This window comes from Candidatus Omnitrophota bacterium (assembly GCA_028715415.1).
Classification (GTDB): domain Bacteria; phylum Omnitrophota; class Gorgyraeia; order Gygaellales; family Profunditerraquicolaceae; genus JAQURX01.
The window spans coordinates 25,787-40,468 of sequence record JAQURX010000016.1; the positions used below are offsets into that span (position 1 = coordinate 25,787).

At 39.0% G+C, this 14,682-nt stretch carries 12 protein-coding genes; all 12 read left to right on the forward strand.

Annotated features, from left to right (window positions below):
• The first annotated feature begins 5 nt into the window (after positions 1 to 5).
• The gene (locus tag PHO70_07405) at positions 6 to 659 is read left to right on the forward strand and encodes a DUF975 family protein (protein MDD5432791.1); all 654 of its coding nucleotides are present in this window, start codon (positions 6 to 8) and stop codon (positions 657 to 659) included.
• A gap of 23 nt (positions 660 to 682) precedes the next feature.
• Positions 683 to 1,012: a DMT family protein gene (locus tag PHO70_07410; protein ID MDD5432792.1), complete on the forward strand. Its 330-nt coding sequence runs from the start codon at positions 683 to 685 to the stop codon at positions 1,010 to 1,012.
• Positions 1,013 to 1,344: 332 nt separating this feature from the next.
• On the forward strand, positions 1,345 to 2,214 hold the full coding sequence (locus tag PHO70_07415; GenBank protein ID MDD5432793.1) for a methylenetetrahydrofolate reductase: 870 nt from the start codon (positions 1,345 to 1,347) through the stop codon (positions 2,212 to 2,214).
• 24 nt (positions 2,215 to 2,238) lie between these two features.
• Complete coding sequence (gene cooS / locus PHO70_07420; GenBank protein MDD5432794.1) at positions 2,239 to 4,167, forward strand: anaerobic carbon-monoxide dehydrogenase catalytic subunit; 1,929 nt, start codon at positions 2,239 to 2,241, stop codon at positions 4,165 to 4,167.
• Between the two features lies 1 nt (position 4,168).
• Positions 4,169 to 4,669, forward strand: coding sequence for a 4Fe-4S dicluster domain-containing protein (locus tag PHO70_07425; GenBank protein ID MDD5432795.1), 501 nt, complete (start codon positions 4,169 to 4,171; stop codon positions 4,667 to 4,669).
• A complete protein-coding gene (locus PHO70_07430) occupies positions 4,666 to 5,931 on the forward strand; it encodes an FAD-dependent oxidoreductase (GenBank protein ID MDD5432796.1) in 1,266 nt (421 codons plus the stop codon). The genes PHO70_07425 and PHO70_07430 overlap by 4 nt, the downstream gene beginning before the upstream one ends.
• The gene (gene acsB, locus PHO70_07435) at positions 5,924 to 8,107 is read left to right on the forward strand and encodes an acetyl-CoA decarbonylase/synthase complex subunit alpha/beta (GenBank protein ID MDD5432797.1); all 2,184 of its coding nucleotides are present in this window, start codon (positions 5,924 to 5,926) and stop codon (positions 8,105 to 8,107) included. Before PHO70_07430 ends, acsB begins: the two co-directional genes overlap by 8 nt.
• A gap of 61 nt (positions 8,108 to 8,168) precedes the next feature.
• A complete protein-coding gene (locus PHO70_07440) occupies positions 8,169 to 9,008 on the forward strand; it encodes a tetratricopeptide repeat protein (protein ID MDD5432798.1) in 840 nt (279 codons plus the stop codon).
• Positions 9,009 to 9,123: 115 nt separating this feature from the next.
• Positions 9,124 to 11,664 (forward strand): DNA polymerase I, encoded by a 2,541-nt coding sequence (gene polA / locus PHO70_07445; GenBank protein ID MDD5432799.1) that lies wholly within the window; start codon positions 9,124 to 9,126, stop codon positions 11,662 to 11,664.
• Positions 11,661 to 13,049: a glycogen synthase GlgA gene (gene glgA / locus PHO70_07450; GenBank protein ID MDD5432800.1), complete on the forward strand. Its 1,389-nt coding sequence runs from the start codon at positions 11,661 to 11,663 to the stop codon at positions 13,047 to 13,049. The genes polA and glgA overlap by 4 nt, the downstream gene beginning before the upstream one ends.
• Entirely contained in the window at positions 13,027 to 13,647 is a 621-nt protein-coding gene (gene coaE / locus PHO70_07455) for a dephospho-CoA kinase (protein ID MDD5432801.1), read from the forward strand. The genes glgA and coaE overlap by 23 nt, the downstream gene beginning before the upstream one ends.
• Positions 13,648 to 13,705: 58 nt before the next feature.
• The coding region (rho, locus tag PHO70_07460; protein ID MDD5432802.1) for a transcription termination factor Rho at positions 13,706 to 14,682 on the forward strand (977 nt) is incomplete at its 3' end.

A 14,682-nucleotide genomic window follows, 5' to 3' on the forward strand; every position in this document is an offset into this window, starting at 1 on the left:
GAAAAATGGCTTCAGAGAGTAAATTTTCCATAAGCGAAGCTTTTAGCTTTGGATGGAAGGCAATGAAGGAGAATTTTGTTTTCTTTCTCAAGGCTTTGATTACAACCGGGCTTATCCAGATTATTCTTAATGCTTGCTATGAAAAAACAATTAAAACCTTTTTCCCAGCCGGTGTAATATTTTATATTGCATCTGTGCTGGCTGGATGTATTTTCTATATGGGGTACGTTACAATTTCTTTGAAATTCTGCGATAAAGAAGAGAAAAAATTCTCTGACATTTTTTCCTCATACCCTTTATTTTTTAATTTCTTATTCGCTTCGATAGTTAATGGGATAGTAGTGTTTATTGGATTATTGTTGTTGATTGTCCCCGGGATAATCTTATTAATTAGGCTTCGTTATTTTGGTTACTTTATCGTTGATAAGTCTTGCGGGCCGATAGAGGCTTTGAAGAAAAGCTTTGAGTTGACAAAGGGCTCTACTTGGAATCTATTTGTCCTTGTCTTAGCGCAGATCGGCGTCGTAATCCTTGGTTTTATTGCATTATTTATCGGTTTATTTGCGGCTATCCCTACGACAATGGTAGCTGATGCTTTTGTCTATCGGGCATTGCTTAATAGTAAAGAGCCTTCACAGGGGGTTACTCCTTCGGTTTAATTTGGCATCAAGTTGATATATAGATGAAAACCGTAATTTTGCTGACAGTTTCTAACGTATTCATGACTTTTGCCTGGTATGGGCATTTGAAATTCAAGAATTCGCCGCTTTGGATTGTTGTTTTGGTAAGTTGGGGGATAGCTTTTGCGGAATATTGTTTTCAAGTGCCTGCCAACCGGATTGGCCATTACCGATATTCTGCGGCACAATTAAAAACAATCCAGGAAGTTATAACACTCGTTGTTTTTACGGTCTTTTCAATAATCTATTTAAAAGAAGAATTTAAATGGAACTACGCGGTAGGTTTTTTATGTATTCTGCTTGCAGTGTTCTTTATATTTAAAAAGTGGTAGCTCTTTCTTAATGAATCTGCCGTCTTTTAAGTTTGAATTTTAGTGTTTCGCTTTCGGCGCTGAAAATTTTCTAATGCGCCTCCAGCAAAACACTAAAATTCATATTCGCTCGAAAAGCCGACAGATTCATTTATAATAGTAAGCGTTTCAGCGGATGGCTTGGCTTGATTCTCGCAGCATGTAGTTTGTGCGAGCGGCCATGGTTCACCCGCTATAAACTCCAGTGAGAGCGAGCGCAAACTCCAAGCGAAGTCCCGCCACGGTGGGGCGGGACGAGCGGTGCTGCGAGAACAAGACAAGGCAGCCGCGTAAGTAAAAAAGGAAATTATAAAATGAATTTTAAAGAAAAATTGCAAGCTGGAAAGTTCTTAGTAACCTCAGAGATTGGGCCGCCAAAGGGGATTGAGACGAAGTTACTTTTAGAGGATGCTGAACTTATTCGTTCAAGAGTGGATGCTATTAACGTTACTGACTTGCAGAGTTCGGTAATGCGCCTTGGTTCTTTGGCAGTCTGTGCTATGCTTAAACAAGCAGGCTTTGATCCAATCTATCAGTTAACCTGCCGCGACAGGAATCGCTTAGCTTTGCAATCAGATATTCTTTCTGCAGCCGCATTCGGTATTAATAATTTATTGATTTTAACTGGCGATCATCCAGCGCTTGGGGACCATCCTGAAGCAAAGCCGGTGTTTGACCTTGATTCTGTGCAATTACTGGAGGTTGTAAGGAAGCTTCAGGAAGGCACAGATATGAAAGGAAATAAATTAATTGGAGCTGCTCCGGAGTTTTGCGTTGGAGCAGTGGTTAATCCAGGAGCAGATCCGCTTGAGCCGCAGATATTGAAAATGGAGAAAAAGATTGCAGCTGGCGCACAATTTTTCCAAACCCAGGCAGTTTATGACCTAAAAGTTTTTGAGAATTTCTTAAATAAGACCAAACATTTAAATACTACGATTATGGCTGGGATTGTGCTTTTAAAATCCGCAGGCATGGCGCGGTTTATGAATAATAATGTTGCCGGAGTTTTTGTTCCGGATGATTTAATCAAAGAGATGGAATCGACTAAAGACAAACAGGCAAAATCTGTTGAGATTGCGGCTCGGCTGATTAAAGAATTAAAGCCGATGTGCAATGGAATACATGTTATGCCGATAGGCTGGGATAAAGTAGTGCCAAGAGTATTAGATGCAAGTGGACTATAAGTTTTTCTTCATAGGAGGCAGGTAATGAGTGATGTTAAAACTAAATCAATAGACTTAGCAACGCAGGAAGTTTTGAAAAAAGCCCAGGAAGAAAATATCAAAACAACCTGGGATAGATTAGAGATGCAGCAGCCGCAGTGCGGTTTTGGGCAATTAGGTGTTTGCTGCACGGTTTGCAGTATGGGCCCTTGCCGCATTGACCCGTTTGGCGAGGGTGCGCAAGTTGGCGTCTGCGGAGCGGATGCCGATACAATTACTGCAAGGAATTTAGCGCGTAAAATTGCTGTAGGAGCTGCTGCGCATTCAGACCATGGGAGAGATGTTGCAGAAGCCTTATGTCTAGTTGCCGAAGGGAGCATTAAACACAATCATCATGGGCACACGCATACTTATGAAATATTAGATCCTGAAAAGCTTAAAGCCGTTGCTAAAGAATTTGAAATTGATATTAATAAGCCTCAAGAAGAAATCACAAAAGAATTAAGCAAAAAACTCCTTGAAGAATTTGGTAAGCAGCAGGGCGAATTAGTTTTTACTAAGCGGGCGCCAAATAAACGCAGAGAAATCTGGAAAAAATTAGGCATTACTCCACGCGGTATAGATAGAGAAGTAGTAGAACTGTTGCATACTACGACTATGGGCGTGGATAATGACTATAAGAATTTAATTAATACCGGTATGCGTTGTGCTTTATCCGACGGTTGGGGCGGGTCAATGGTTGCAACGGATGCGCAGGATATTATTTTAGGTAGTCCACAGCCAATAAGAGGCAAGGTTAATTTAGGTGTATTAAAAGAGAATCAGGTAAATATTGTTGTGCATGGCCATGAGCCGGTTTTATCAGATATGGCGGTTAAGGCTATAAAAGACCCTGATTTATTAAAATTAGCTAAAAGTGTTGGAGCTGAAGGGATTAATTTAGCCGGTATTTGCTGTACGGCAAATGAAGTTTTAATGCGCCATGGAATCCCGATTGCGGGAAACTTCTTACAGCAGGAGTTAGCAATTATAACGGGTGCGGTTGAAGTAATGATGGTGGATGTGCAGTGTATTATGCCTGCTCTTCAAGAAGTAGCAAGTTGTTTCCATACAAAATTAATTACCACAAACCAGAAGGCGCGTTTTCCCGGAGTAACCCATATAGAATTTAGCCACGAGAACGCCTATGAAACAACTAAACAGATTGTAAAAACTGCGATAGAAAATTTTGCCAATCGCAAAAAAGACAGAGTTAATATTCCTAAGCAGGAGATGGATCTCGTAGCAGGTTTTACTAAAGAGGGCGTCTTTCAGATGTTAGGAGGAAAGTATCGTGCAACTTACCGTCCCTTAAATGACGCGATTATCTCTGGGAAAATCCGTGGATTGGCAGGCGTTGTCGGCTGCAATAATCCTAAGCAAACACACGATTATTTTCATACGGCATTAGTAAAAGAATTAATTAAGAATGATGTTTTGGTTTTACAGACCGGTTGTTCTGCGATTGCCTGTGCAAAACAAGGGTTACTTATCCCGGAAGCGGCTAAAACTTATGCTGGAAAAGGATTGCAGGAGATTTGTGAGGCAGTAGGGATCCCTCCGGTTCTGCATTTAGGTTCTTGTGTGGATAATTCACGCATTTTAACCGCAGCTTCGCAAATAATAGCAGAAGGTGGATTAGGAGAAGATTTATCTGATATCCCGGCAGCAGGCTGTGCTCCTGAATGGATGTCGGAAAAAGCAATTACTATCGGTTTTTATTTTGTTGCATCAGGCGTTTATACTGTATTTGGCTCAACTCCTTTTGCAACTTTAGGAAGTAAGAATTTAACAGAATATCTTACTAATGGTTTAGAAAAAGTTGTGGGAGGAAGGTTTGAGTTCTGTGATGATCCGTTAAAGATGGCAAAGCTCATGATTAATCATATTGATAAAAAACGAGAAGCGTTAAAATTAAAGCCTGCCGCGCACTAATATGAAAAAACTGTATTATGAAGTAAAAAAATGTTTAGGCTGCAAGTCTTGCGAGATTAGCTGTAGTATCGCGCATTCAAAGACAAGCGACCTATTTAAAATGCTTAAAGAAGAAACAGTGCCTCTTCCTCGTAAAAAAGTTTTTTCTTCCGATAGCAAGAACTATCCGGTTTCCTGCCGTCATTGTAAGGAGGCTAAGTGTGTGGATGCTTGTATGGCAGTTGCATTAACTTATGATGCAAAAAAAGGCATTGTTAATCATGATGAATCACGCTGTGTTGGCTGCTGGATGTGCGTTATGGCTTGTCCTTATGGAGCAATCAGACCGAATATAAAAGCAAAGATTCCCGTTAGATGCGATAAATGTACACCCCCACACCAATTGCAAAATAATAAACATGAATTCCTCAATTGGTGTGGGGGTGTAGATGAGCCATCTTGCGTTAAGGCATGCCCTACACATGCAATTGTCTGGCAGGAAGAGGAGCTTACGAAAAAATGAAACAATATCTGATTATCGGAAACTCTGCAGCAGGAATTTCTGCAGTTGAAGCAATCCGTGCAAAAGATAAAACTTCCAAGATTACCATCATCTCCGATGAGGATTATCCTTCTTATTGCCGTTGCCTTATCTCTTATTATTTGGCTGGCGATATTAAGGAAGAAAAAATACTCTTGCGCCCGGATGCTTTTTATAAAGAAAATAATATTGAGCTAATTTTAAATAAAAGAGTAGACCGGGTTAACCCTAAGAAAAATCAGGTTGTTTGCGTGGATAAAACTTTAATTAATTATGACACGCTTCTTATCGCAACAGGGGCCCGTCCTAAATTCCCCGAAATTAAGGGGATAAAGAAAACAGGGGTGTTTGGTTTCAGGACAATACAAGACGCAAAGAAAATAAGCGAGCAGGTTAATTTGATAAAGAGTGCTTGTGTTTTAGGAGGGGGGCTTGTCGGACTTAAGGCAGCATATGGATTAAAGAAAAGAAAAGTTGACGTAAAAGTAATCGTTAAGTCAAAACAGATTTTATCGCAAATGCTGGATGCTCAAGCAGCTTCAATGGTGCAGAAAAGGCTAGAAGAAAATGGCATTGATGTAATCTTAGGCCGGGATATAACAGAGGTAATCGGCGAAGGGGAAATGAAGGCGGTAAAATTAGATTCTGGAAAGGCTTTGGAATGTTCTTTGTTGGTTGTAGGAAAAGGTGTCCAGCCGAATATGGAATTAGTCAAAGAAACAGAGATTAAGGTTGGTGAAGGGATTATTACCGGGAAAGATTTAAAGACAAATGTAGAGAATATTTTTTCTGCCGGGGATGTTTGTGAGAATTATGATTTAACTCTTGGAAAGCCTAGTATTAATGCTCTCTGGCCGGTGGCAGTTGAACAGGGGAAAGCAGCAGGGAGTAATATGGCAGGAGAGAATATTATTTATGACGGTTCTTTAGGGATGAATTCAATTGAGTTTTTCGGCCTTCCGGTTATTTCTTTGGGTATCTATAAAGTAGATGAAGCTAGTAAGGATTATGAGGTGATCAAAGTTATAGATGATAAAGCAAATCTTTATAAAAAGATAGTTTTGCATAATAATAATTTAGTCGGCGCAGTATTTGCCGGCGACATAAGAAATAGCGGAGTTTTCTTGAAGCTGATAAAAGAGCGCGTCGATGTAACGCCTTTTAAGGATAAATTATTAGAGGAAAATTTTGGTTTTCCCGGGATTATAGATTTCCTGAAAGATAAGGAGCGGATATATGTCTAAGATTGTGGCAACTCTTGCGATTAATGGCGCAAATCAGGTTTTTAAACAAGCATCTGATTTTCTAAATAAAGCGATAAAAGAAAAAGGCAAAGAGCAAAAGGTGGGCTTCCCGGAAACTGCATTTTATCTTCCCATGGCAAATGCTTTATTGGGGGCAAAAGTAGAAACTCTTCAGGATATGCTTCCTATATTAGAGCATGCTAAATTGCTCCTACCTAAAAGTGTGCCAACTGATAAAGTCTGGCTTCCTTATTTAGGGGATGTTTTAAATGCCGGTATGTCTACTTTATTTAGCGAAGAAATTATTATGGCGCTGCGTTATCTTTACGCCGAAGAGCCGCAGAAAGATTGCAATGGATTTTTTAGCGATACAATTTTGCGGTCATTAGGTATACAGCTTGTTGATGGTCGTATGTCGGGGTTTGCCGCAATCTTAGGAGCAGCTCCTGATAATAAAACCGCAGTTAAAATTATCCGCGATTTGCAGGAAAGAAATATTCTTATTTTCGTCGGTTCATCTGTGGGGAATCGTTCCATTATCGACCAGCTGTTAGAAGAAAATGTGCAGATGGGCTGGGACAATTATATTGTTCCTTACGGACGCGATACAATCTCTGGAATTTATGCATTGAATTGGGCAATACGTGCAGCTTTAACCTTTGGGGGGATTAAAGCAGGAGAGGCACAAAAATGCTTGCAGTATACTAAAGAGCGCGTTTTGGCATTCGGTTTGGTTTTAGGTGCATTAGATGAAATAAAAGTTGCGACAGGCGCCGGTGCGATAAATATGGGTTTCCCGATTATTGCAGATACGGATATCCCGGAGATAAAAGCCTCGGGAATAACTACCTATGAAGCATTGGTTAAGGAATTGGATTATAAAAAATTAGTTCCTCGTTGTATTGAGGTAAGAGGGATAAAGGTTGCTGTGAGTAATATCCCTGTTCCGGTTGCATATGCTGCTGCATTTGAGGGCGAGCGTGTTAGAAAAGAGCAATTGCATGTTGAATTTGGCGGGAAGGCAAGCCTTGCTTTTGAATATTTGATTACAAAGAAATCTGAAGAAGTAGAAGATGGCTTAATTGAATTGATCGGCCCTGATGTTGATAAATTGGAAGGCGATAGCAAATCTTTGCCTTTGGCAATTGTTGTTGAGGTTGCCGGGCGCAAGATGCAAAAAGATTTTGAGCCGATATTAGAACGCCAGATTCACCGCTTTACAAATTACGCGATGGGCTTAATGCACGTCGGCCAGCGCGATATGAACTGGATCAGGATTTCAAAGGATGCTTTTGCAAAAGGCTTTAGGTTAAAGCATATAGGTGTAATTTTGCATGCGATGCTGCATCAGGAATACAGCGCAATTGTTGATAAAATTCAAGTTAAGCTTTATACAAAAAAAGAAGATGTGGAGAAATTGTTAACCGCCGCAAAAAAGAGCTATGATGAACGCGATGCGCGCCTTGAGGGGATGACGGATGAAAGCGTGGATACTTTTTATTCCTGTTTATTATGCCAGTCTTTTGCGCCGAATCATGTTTGTATAGTAAGCCCCGAGCGCTTAGGCCTTTGCGGCGCTTATTCCTGGCTTGATGCAAAAGCTTCATTTGAAATTACTCCAACCGGGCCGAATCAGCCGATTGAAAAAGGCCGCTTACTTAATGAAAAAATCGGGCAATGGGATAATATAAATACTTTCATTAGAAATAAATCCAATAAAACTATTGAAACAGTGAGTATGTATTCTTTGATGGATTCTCCTCAGTCTTCATGCGGATGTTTTGAATGTATCGTCGCGATTATCCCTGAGGCAAACGGGATAATGGTTGTGCATCGTGATTACGCCGGAATGACTCCAAGCGGCATGACTTTTACAACCCTTGCAGGTTCTGTCGGAGGGGGGGTGCAGACTCCAGGGTTCTTAGGAGTAGGCAAGCTTTATATTTTAAGCAAAAAGTTTGTTTCCGCCGAAGGTGGGCTTAAGCGTGTTGTCTGGATGCCTAAAGAATTAAAAGAAATCTTAGGTGAAAAATTAACTAAGCGAGCGCAAGAATTAGGCATGCCGGATTTGATTGATAGGATTGCCGATGAAACTAAGGCTGTTACTTCCGAAGAGTTGCTGGGATTTTTAGAAAAGGCCAAGCACCCTGTTTTGGAAATGGAACCGTTAATTTAGAGAAATATTTCTTGACGTATACTGTTGGGTATGTATAATATTAGTATACAACAATTTAAAAATGCAAAAACCCCACCAAAGTTACCCCAAAGAAATTAAAATAACATCTAAATTAATATTAGTTTGTTTTGTTTCTTTGTTTTTTGTGCAGTATGCCTATGGCGATAATTTGCTTGCTGAATTGAAAGAGGGCTTTGGCAATAAAACGCAAACCTCTTCAAATAAGAACAAGAAAAATAAGAAGGCAAAAAAAGAAGACGAACCTACTGCTATTGAAGAGCAGGCTATGATGTATAGGCAGCAGGGTATAGAATTGCAAAGGATTGGAAATATTGATGGGGCGATGAGCTTGTATCAAAAAGCGATAGAATTAGACCCTACTTATGCTGTTGCATACAATGATTTAGGCGTTCTTTATGAAGCAAAGGGTTTTACCGACAGGGCAGAAGAGAGTTATTTAAGGGCGAATAAGATTGACCCAAACCTTTTAAGTGCTTATTCTAATCTGGCTTTAGTTTATGAATCAAAACGCGATTTGAAGAAAGCGGCTTTCTATTGGAAAGAAAGAGCAGCGTTAGGTTCTCCGGATGATCCTTGGACGGAAAAAGCAAGAAAACGCTATGAGGATATAAAATCTGTTTCTTCTGACACTCCCTATAAAGATGCAATAGAGCAGGAAGCAATTGGGATGGTTAAGGATATAGAGAATCAAAAAGCTTACCTTAGTAAAGACGATAAAGCTCAGGCAAGGGTTACTTTTGCCAAGGCTAAGAAGATTTATAAGAAAGGCGATGAAGCAACTGCTATTAAGTTTGCAATTGATGCAAACCAGCTCGATCCTTCTAATACTGAAATAGAGGAATTCATTGATAAAGCCACAAACAGGCGATTATCAAGATAGAATTTACATTTTATGTTTGTGTTCGGCTTAAAAGCTAACCCAGAATCCTTAAGCTGGAAGCCGAAGGGATAAAATCTCCTACCGTAAATTGATTTCCATGAATAAGTTTTAGTTAATGAGTGATAAACGACTGTATTTAATTGATGCTACGGCTTTTTGTTATCGTGCATTTTACGCACTTTCTGGCCTTGCAACGTCTTTGGGCCAGCCAACAAACGCGATATATGGTTTTGTCGGTATTTTAAACAAGATACTAAAAGATAATAAACCGGATTATATTGCTGTTTGTTTTGATGTTTCCCGGGATACTTTTAGGCAGAAGAAGTTCGCCGACTATAAACTTAACCGTCCTCCTATGCCGGATGGATTAAAAAGCCAGTTGTCTTTTATTAAAGATATAGTCCGGGCATGGGGATTAACAATCTTTGAAAAAGAAGGCTTTGAGGCTGATGATATTATCGCAACTTTAGCGAAAAAAGCCAAAGAGCATCATCTCCCTGTTACTATTGTAAGTTCCGATAAGGATATATTGCAATTAGTTGATGAAAACGTTCTCGTGTATAGCCCCTATAAAGACACCGGTACGCTTTATGATAATAAAAAGGTTTTAGAGCGGTTTGAGATAGAGCCTAAACAGATTGCAGACGTAATAACCCTTATGGGGGATAGTGTTGATAACATCCCCGGAGTTCCCGGTATAGGAGAAAAAACTGCAGTCAGCCTTGTTAAGGAATTTGGAAGCAGCGAAGAATTGCTGAAGAATATTGATAAGGTTAAAAAAGAGAAAATCCGTGAAGCTTTAAAAGAAAATATTGAGAGGGTTAAAATAAATAAAGAATTGGTTCTTTTGGATAAAAATGTAGATTTGAAATTTGATTTAAACCTTCTTAAAGTAAGCCAGCCAGATTCCAAAGAACTTGTTAAATTATTTAAAGCTTTAGAGTTCAGGAAATTTATTAAAGATTTGTCCCTTGAAAATGATTTACCCGAGGATGTGTTGGTAAATCTGTTAAAAGATAAAGAACTAAGAGAGTATGTTTCTTGTGTTGATGAATTAGTCCTGTTCGGGAATAGCATTGATGACCTTGTATTTTTTGCGCGCGAGGAATTCTTCCGGGTTGAAGCCTTTGGGGAAAATATCAAACAGCTGTTGTCTGACCCCCGTGTAAAAAAGATTGGGCATGATCTTAAGAAGTTAAAGATCCTGTTTGCAAATAACGGGATTATTCTAGAGGGGATTAATTTTGATACAATGATTGCAGGTTACTTGCTTAATCCTGCTAAAACAGAGTATGGGCTCTCCAGCCTTGCCTGGGATTATTTAGATAGGACTGCACTGGATGATTTGACGGATAGCGCTCAGGCTGTAAAATTGATAGTTAATTTAAGGCCTAGGCTGCAAGAGCAACTTAAAGACAAGGGCTTAATTGATCTTTTTAATAATATTGAAATGCCTTTAGTTTCGGTTCTAGCGGAAATGGAATTATCCGGCATTAAAATTGATGAAGATATTCTTAAAAAACTTTCTTTAAGTTTAGAAAAGAGGTTAAACGAGCTTATTAAACATATTTATTCTTTAAGCGGGGTAGAATTTAATATAAATTCCCCTAAGCAGCTAAGAGAAGTGCTCTTTGAAAGATTAAAATTACCCGTAGGAAAGAGGACTAAAACAGGCCCTTCTACCGACGAAGAGGTTTTAAAGAATCTGGCAGTTAAGCATGAGTTGCCGGCTCATTTGTTGGAATATCGCCAGTTAACCAAGCTTAAAAATACATATATTGATGCTTTGCCTTTGTTGGTTGACAAGAAAACCGGTAAGATCCACGCCTCTTTTAATCAGACAGGAACTGAAACAGGCAGGTTAAGCTCAAGTAATCCTAACCTACAGAATATTCCCGTGAAGATGGAAATCGGGAGAAACATTAGGCGTGCGATTATTTCTTCTGGAAAAGATTATAGGCTTCTTTCTTGCGATTACTCACAGATAGAATTAAGAGTTTTAGCGCATTTGTCAAAAGACGAAGTGCTAATTGATGCTTTTAAGAGCAATAAGGATATCCACAAAGCTACTGCAGCGTTAATTTATAACGTTGAAGAAAAAGAAGTTTCAAATGAGATGCGTGAGGTTGCCAAGCGAATTAATTTCGGGATTGTTTATGGGTTAAGTTCATGGGGACTTTCCCGTGATTTGGGGCTTGCGGTTAACGAAGCGCAAAATTTTATTGACGCGTATTTCTTAAGATATCCAAAGGTGCGAACTTTTATTGATGAAGAGATTAGGCAAGCTTCTGAAAGAGGGTTTGTGACTACTATTTCAGGCCGGAGACGGTATCTTCCGGAAATTAACAGTAAGAATATTGCGCTTAAGCAGCTTGCTCAGCGTCAGGCAGTCAATACTCCGATACAGGGTTCAGCAAGTGATTTGATAAAAATGGCAATGGTTAGCATTAATAAGGAAATTAAAGAAAATAAGCTACAAGCCAAAATGATTATGCAGATACACGATGAGTTAGTTTTTGATTTACCGGTTAAAGAATCATCAAGAGTTGAAAAACTGGTAGGAAGTATTATGGAAAATGTATTAAAATTGGATGTTCCGATAAAGGTGGATGTTAAGAGTGGCCTTAACTGGCAGGAAATGGAGGAGGTCTTATGAAGATTGCGATGTGTGCTTCTGAGGTTGTACCTTTTGCAAAGACTGGTGGCCTTGCGGATGTTGCCGGAGCTTTACCTTTAGCTTTGGAAGATTATAATCAGGAAGTAATCATCATTATGCCGCGGTATAAGGCAATAAGCGAGCAGAAGTATAAGACCATAAAAGTAAAAGAAGATGTTTCTTATTCAATTATCGGGAATAATATTAAAGTTTATTTTATTGAAAACGAAGCTTATTTTAACCGCGATAGCCTCTATGGAGATAAAACCGGGGATTATAAAGATAATTTAGATAGGTTTTCTTTTTATTGCAAAAGAGCTTTAAAGTTGCTCAAAGAAATAAATTTCAAGGCCGATTGTATTCATGTGCATGATTGGCAGGCAAGCCTTATTCCGGTTTACTTAAAAACGTTATTCTCCAATGATGATTTCTATAAAAATATTAAAACAGTGTTAACGATACATAATATTGGATATCAGGGGCTTTTTCCAAAAGAAGAATTTCCTAAGCTTGGCCTTGATTGGAGCCTTTTTGATATGGAAGGCCTTGAGTTTTTCGGCAGGATCAATATTTTAAAAGGCGGGATGATTTTCTCGGATATCATTAATACTGTCAGCCCTACATATGCTAAAGAAATCCAGACTGAAGAATTTGGTTTCGGGCTTGAAGGCGTCTTATTGAAAAAAAAGGACAGCCTTTTCGGGATATTAAATGGGATTGATTATTCTATTTGGAATCCTCAGACCGATACTTTTATTGCTCAAGATTTTTCAGTGGATGACATAAAGGCTAAATATAAGAATAAAGAGAAGCTTCAAAAATCTTGTAAGCTTCCGGTAAAAAATGACGTGCCTCTTATTGGCATAGTCTCAAGGCTTGCTGAGCAAAAAGGATTTGATATTTTAGCAGAAGCCATTGATGATATCTGTAAAATGAAATTACAGCTGGTAATTTTAGGGACAGGTAACCTGAAATATCACCTTATTTTGGAAGAAATGGTGAAGAAATACCCGAAGGTCATATCGCTTAACTTAAAATTTGATGATCCGTTAGCTCACAATATTTATGCGGGAAGCGATATTTTTCTAATGCCTTCAAGGTATGAGCCTTGCGGTTTGGGCCAGTTGATAAGTTTGCGTTACGGCTCAATCCCCTTGGTTTTTAAAACCGGAGGGCTTGCTGATACGGTTAATAAAGATAACGGGTTTGTGTTTGATGAATATAGCAAAGATGATTTAATAGAAACGATCAAAGTTGCGTTAAAAACATATAAAACAAAGTCTAAGTGGCTTGCTTTAATTAAGAAAGCAATGAATTGCAACTTTTCGTGGGAGAACCAAGCTAAGAAATATATCCGTCTGTATGAAAAAGCCAAGACAAAATAAGAATAGGATTATTTTAGGCATAACGGGAAGCTTTGGCACTGGAAAAAGTACTGTAGCTTCAATAATTAAGAAATTGGCAAAAGCTAAAGTTATTGATGCTGATAAATTAGCGCGCAGGAATATTCAAAAAGGCACAAAGATTCAAGATAAAATAATTAAAGCCTTCGGCAGGGGGATATTAGATGGCAATGGTTGTATTATAAGAGCTAAGTTGGCAGGTATTGTTTTTAATGATAACTCTGCTTTAAGAAAACTAAACCGCATTATCCATCCCGAAGTTATTAAAGAGATAAAATCTTTAATAGGTAAATCAAGTGCGAGGATTATTGTTTTGGACGCGCCTTTGTTAATTGAAGCAGGACTTGATAACATGGTTGATGAGGTAATTGTAGTAGCCTCTTCTCTTACTAAGCAGCTTCAGAGGCTAAAGAAAAAAACGTCTTTAAGTAAGGAGGAAATCTTATTGAGAATAAAATCTCAGGTTCCCTTACGGGTAAAAACCCGTTTGGCGGATTTTGTAATAGATAATAATGGAAGTTTAAATGAAACAAGAAAACAGGTGAAGAAAGTATTACGAAAAATGAATTATCCTGCATGAAAGAGCAGGACATGAGGAGGAAGTAGTGGAAAAGTTAGACATTAAGAATTTAAAAGAAATGAAAATAACGGAATTAAACAAGCTGGCCAAAGATTTCAACGTCAATGGCATAAGCGGTGTAAGAAAACAAGACCTGATTTTTAAAATACTGCAGGCACAGGCAGAAAAAGAAGGTTTAATGTTCGGCGAGGGAGTTTTGGAAATACTTCCCGAAGGATTCGGTTTTTTAAGAAGCCCGAATTATAATTATCTGCCTTGTCCGGATGATATTTATATATCGCCTTCACAGATAAGAAAGTTCGATTTAAGGACTGGGGATACCGTCAGTGGGCAGATCAGGCCTCCAAAAGAAGGGGAGAAATATTTTGCCCTTCTTAAGGTAGAAGCTGTAAATTTTGAGAATCCTGAGGATGTTAAGGAAAAAATTCTTTTTGATAACTTGACACCGGTTTATCCTCGTTCGCCGTTTGACTTGGAAACCAAGCCGGATGAAATATCGATGCGGGTTATGAGTTTGCTTACTCCGATAGGAAAGGGACAGCGTGGTTTAATCGTTGCTCAGCCTTATAGCGGGAAGACTGTCTTGCTGCAGAAGATTGCAAATGCAATAACGAGCAACAATCCGGACGTGGTCTTGATAGTTCTTCTTATTGATGAGCGCCCTGAAGAAGTAACCGATATGCAAAGAAATGTTAAAGGCGAGGTAATCTCTTCAACCTTTGATGAGCCGCCGGAAAGGCACGTTCAGGTCGCAGAAATCGTTTTGGAAAAAGCAAAACGCCTGGTTGAACACAAAAGAGACGTAGTTGTCCTTTTGGATAGTATTACCCGTTTGGCAAGAGCATACAATTCCGTCGTTCCCCACAGTGGTAAGGTTCTTTCAGGCGGTATTGATTCCAATGCTCTGCAAAAGCCAAAGAGATTCTTTGGCGCAGCACGCGCAATTGAAGAAGGTGGGAGTTTAACTATTATTGCAACTGCTCTTGTTGATACCGGAAGCCGTATGGATGAAGTAATCTTTGAAGAGTTCAAGGG

Bases quoted from the DNA above. Each gene is read 5' to 3' on its own strand.
- PHO70_07405 (MDD5432791.1), top strand. From the start codon at position 6: ATGGCTTCAGAGAGTAAATTTTCCATAAGCGAAGCTTTTAGCTTTGGA.
- cooS (MDD5432794.1), top strand. From the start codon at position 2,239: ATGAGTGATGTTAAAACTAAATCAATAGACTTAGCAACGCAGGAAGTT.
- polA (MDD5432799.1), top strand. From the start codon at position 9,124: ATGAGTGATAAACGACTGTATTTAATTGATGCTACGGCTTTTTGTTAT.
- coaE (MDD5432801.1), top strand. From the start codon at position 13,027: ATGAAAAAGCCAAGACAAAATAAGAATAGGATTATTTTAGGCATAACG.
- PHO70_07415 (MDD5432793.1), top strand. From the start codon at position 1,345: ATGAATTTTAAAGAAAAATTGCAAGCTGGAAAGTTCTTAGTAACCTCA.
- PHO70_07425 (MDD5432795.1), top strand. From the start codon at position 4,169: ATGAAAAAACTGTATTATGAAGTAAAAAAATGTTTAGGCTGCAAGTCT.
- PHO70_07410 (MDD5432792.1), top strand. From the start codon at position 683: ATGAAAACCGTAATTTTGCTGACAGTTTCTAACGTATTCATGACTTTT.
- acsB (MDD5432797.1), top strand. From the start codon at position 5,924: ATGTCTAAGATTGTGGCAACTCTTGCGATTAATGGCGCAAATCAGGTT.
- PHO70_07430 (MDD5432796.1), top strand. From the start codon at position 4,666: ATGAAACAATATCTGATTATCGGAAACTCTGCAGCAGGAATTTCTGCA.
- glgA (MDD5432800.1), top strand. From the start codon at position 11,661: ATGAAGATTGCGATGTGTGCTTCTGAGGTTGTACCTTTTGCAAAGACT.
- PHO70_07440 (MDD5432798.1), top strand. From the start codon at position 8,169: ATGCAAAAACCCCACCAAAGTTACCCCAAAGAAATTAAAATAACATCT.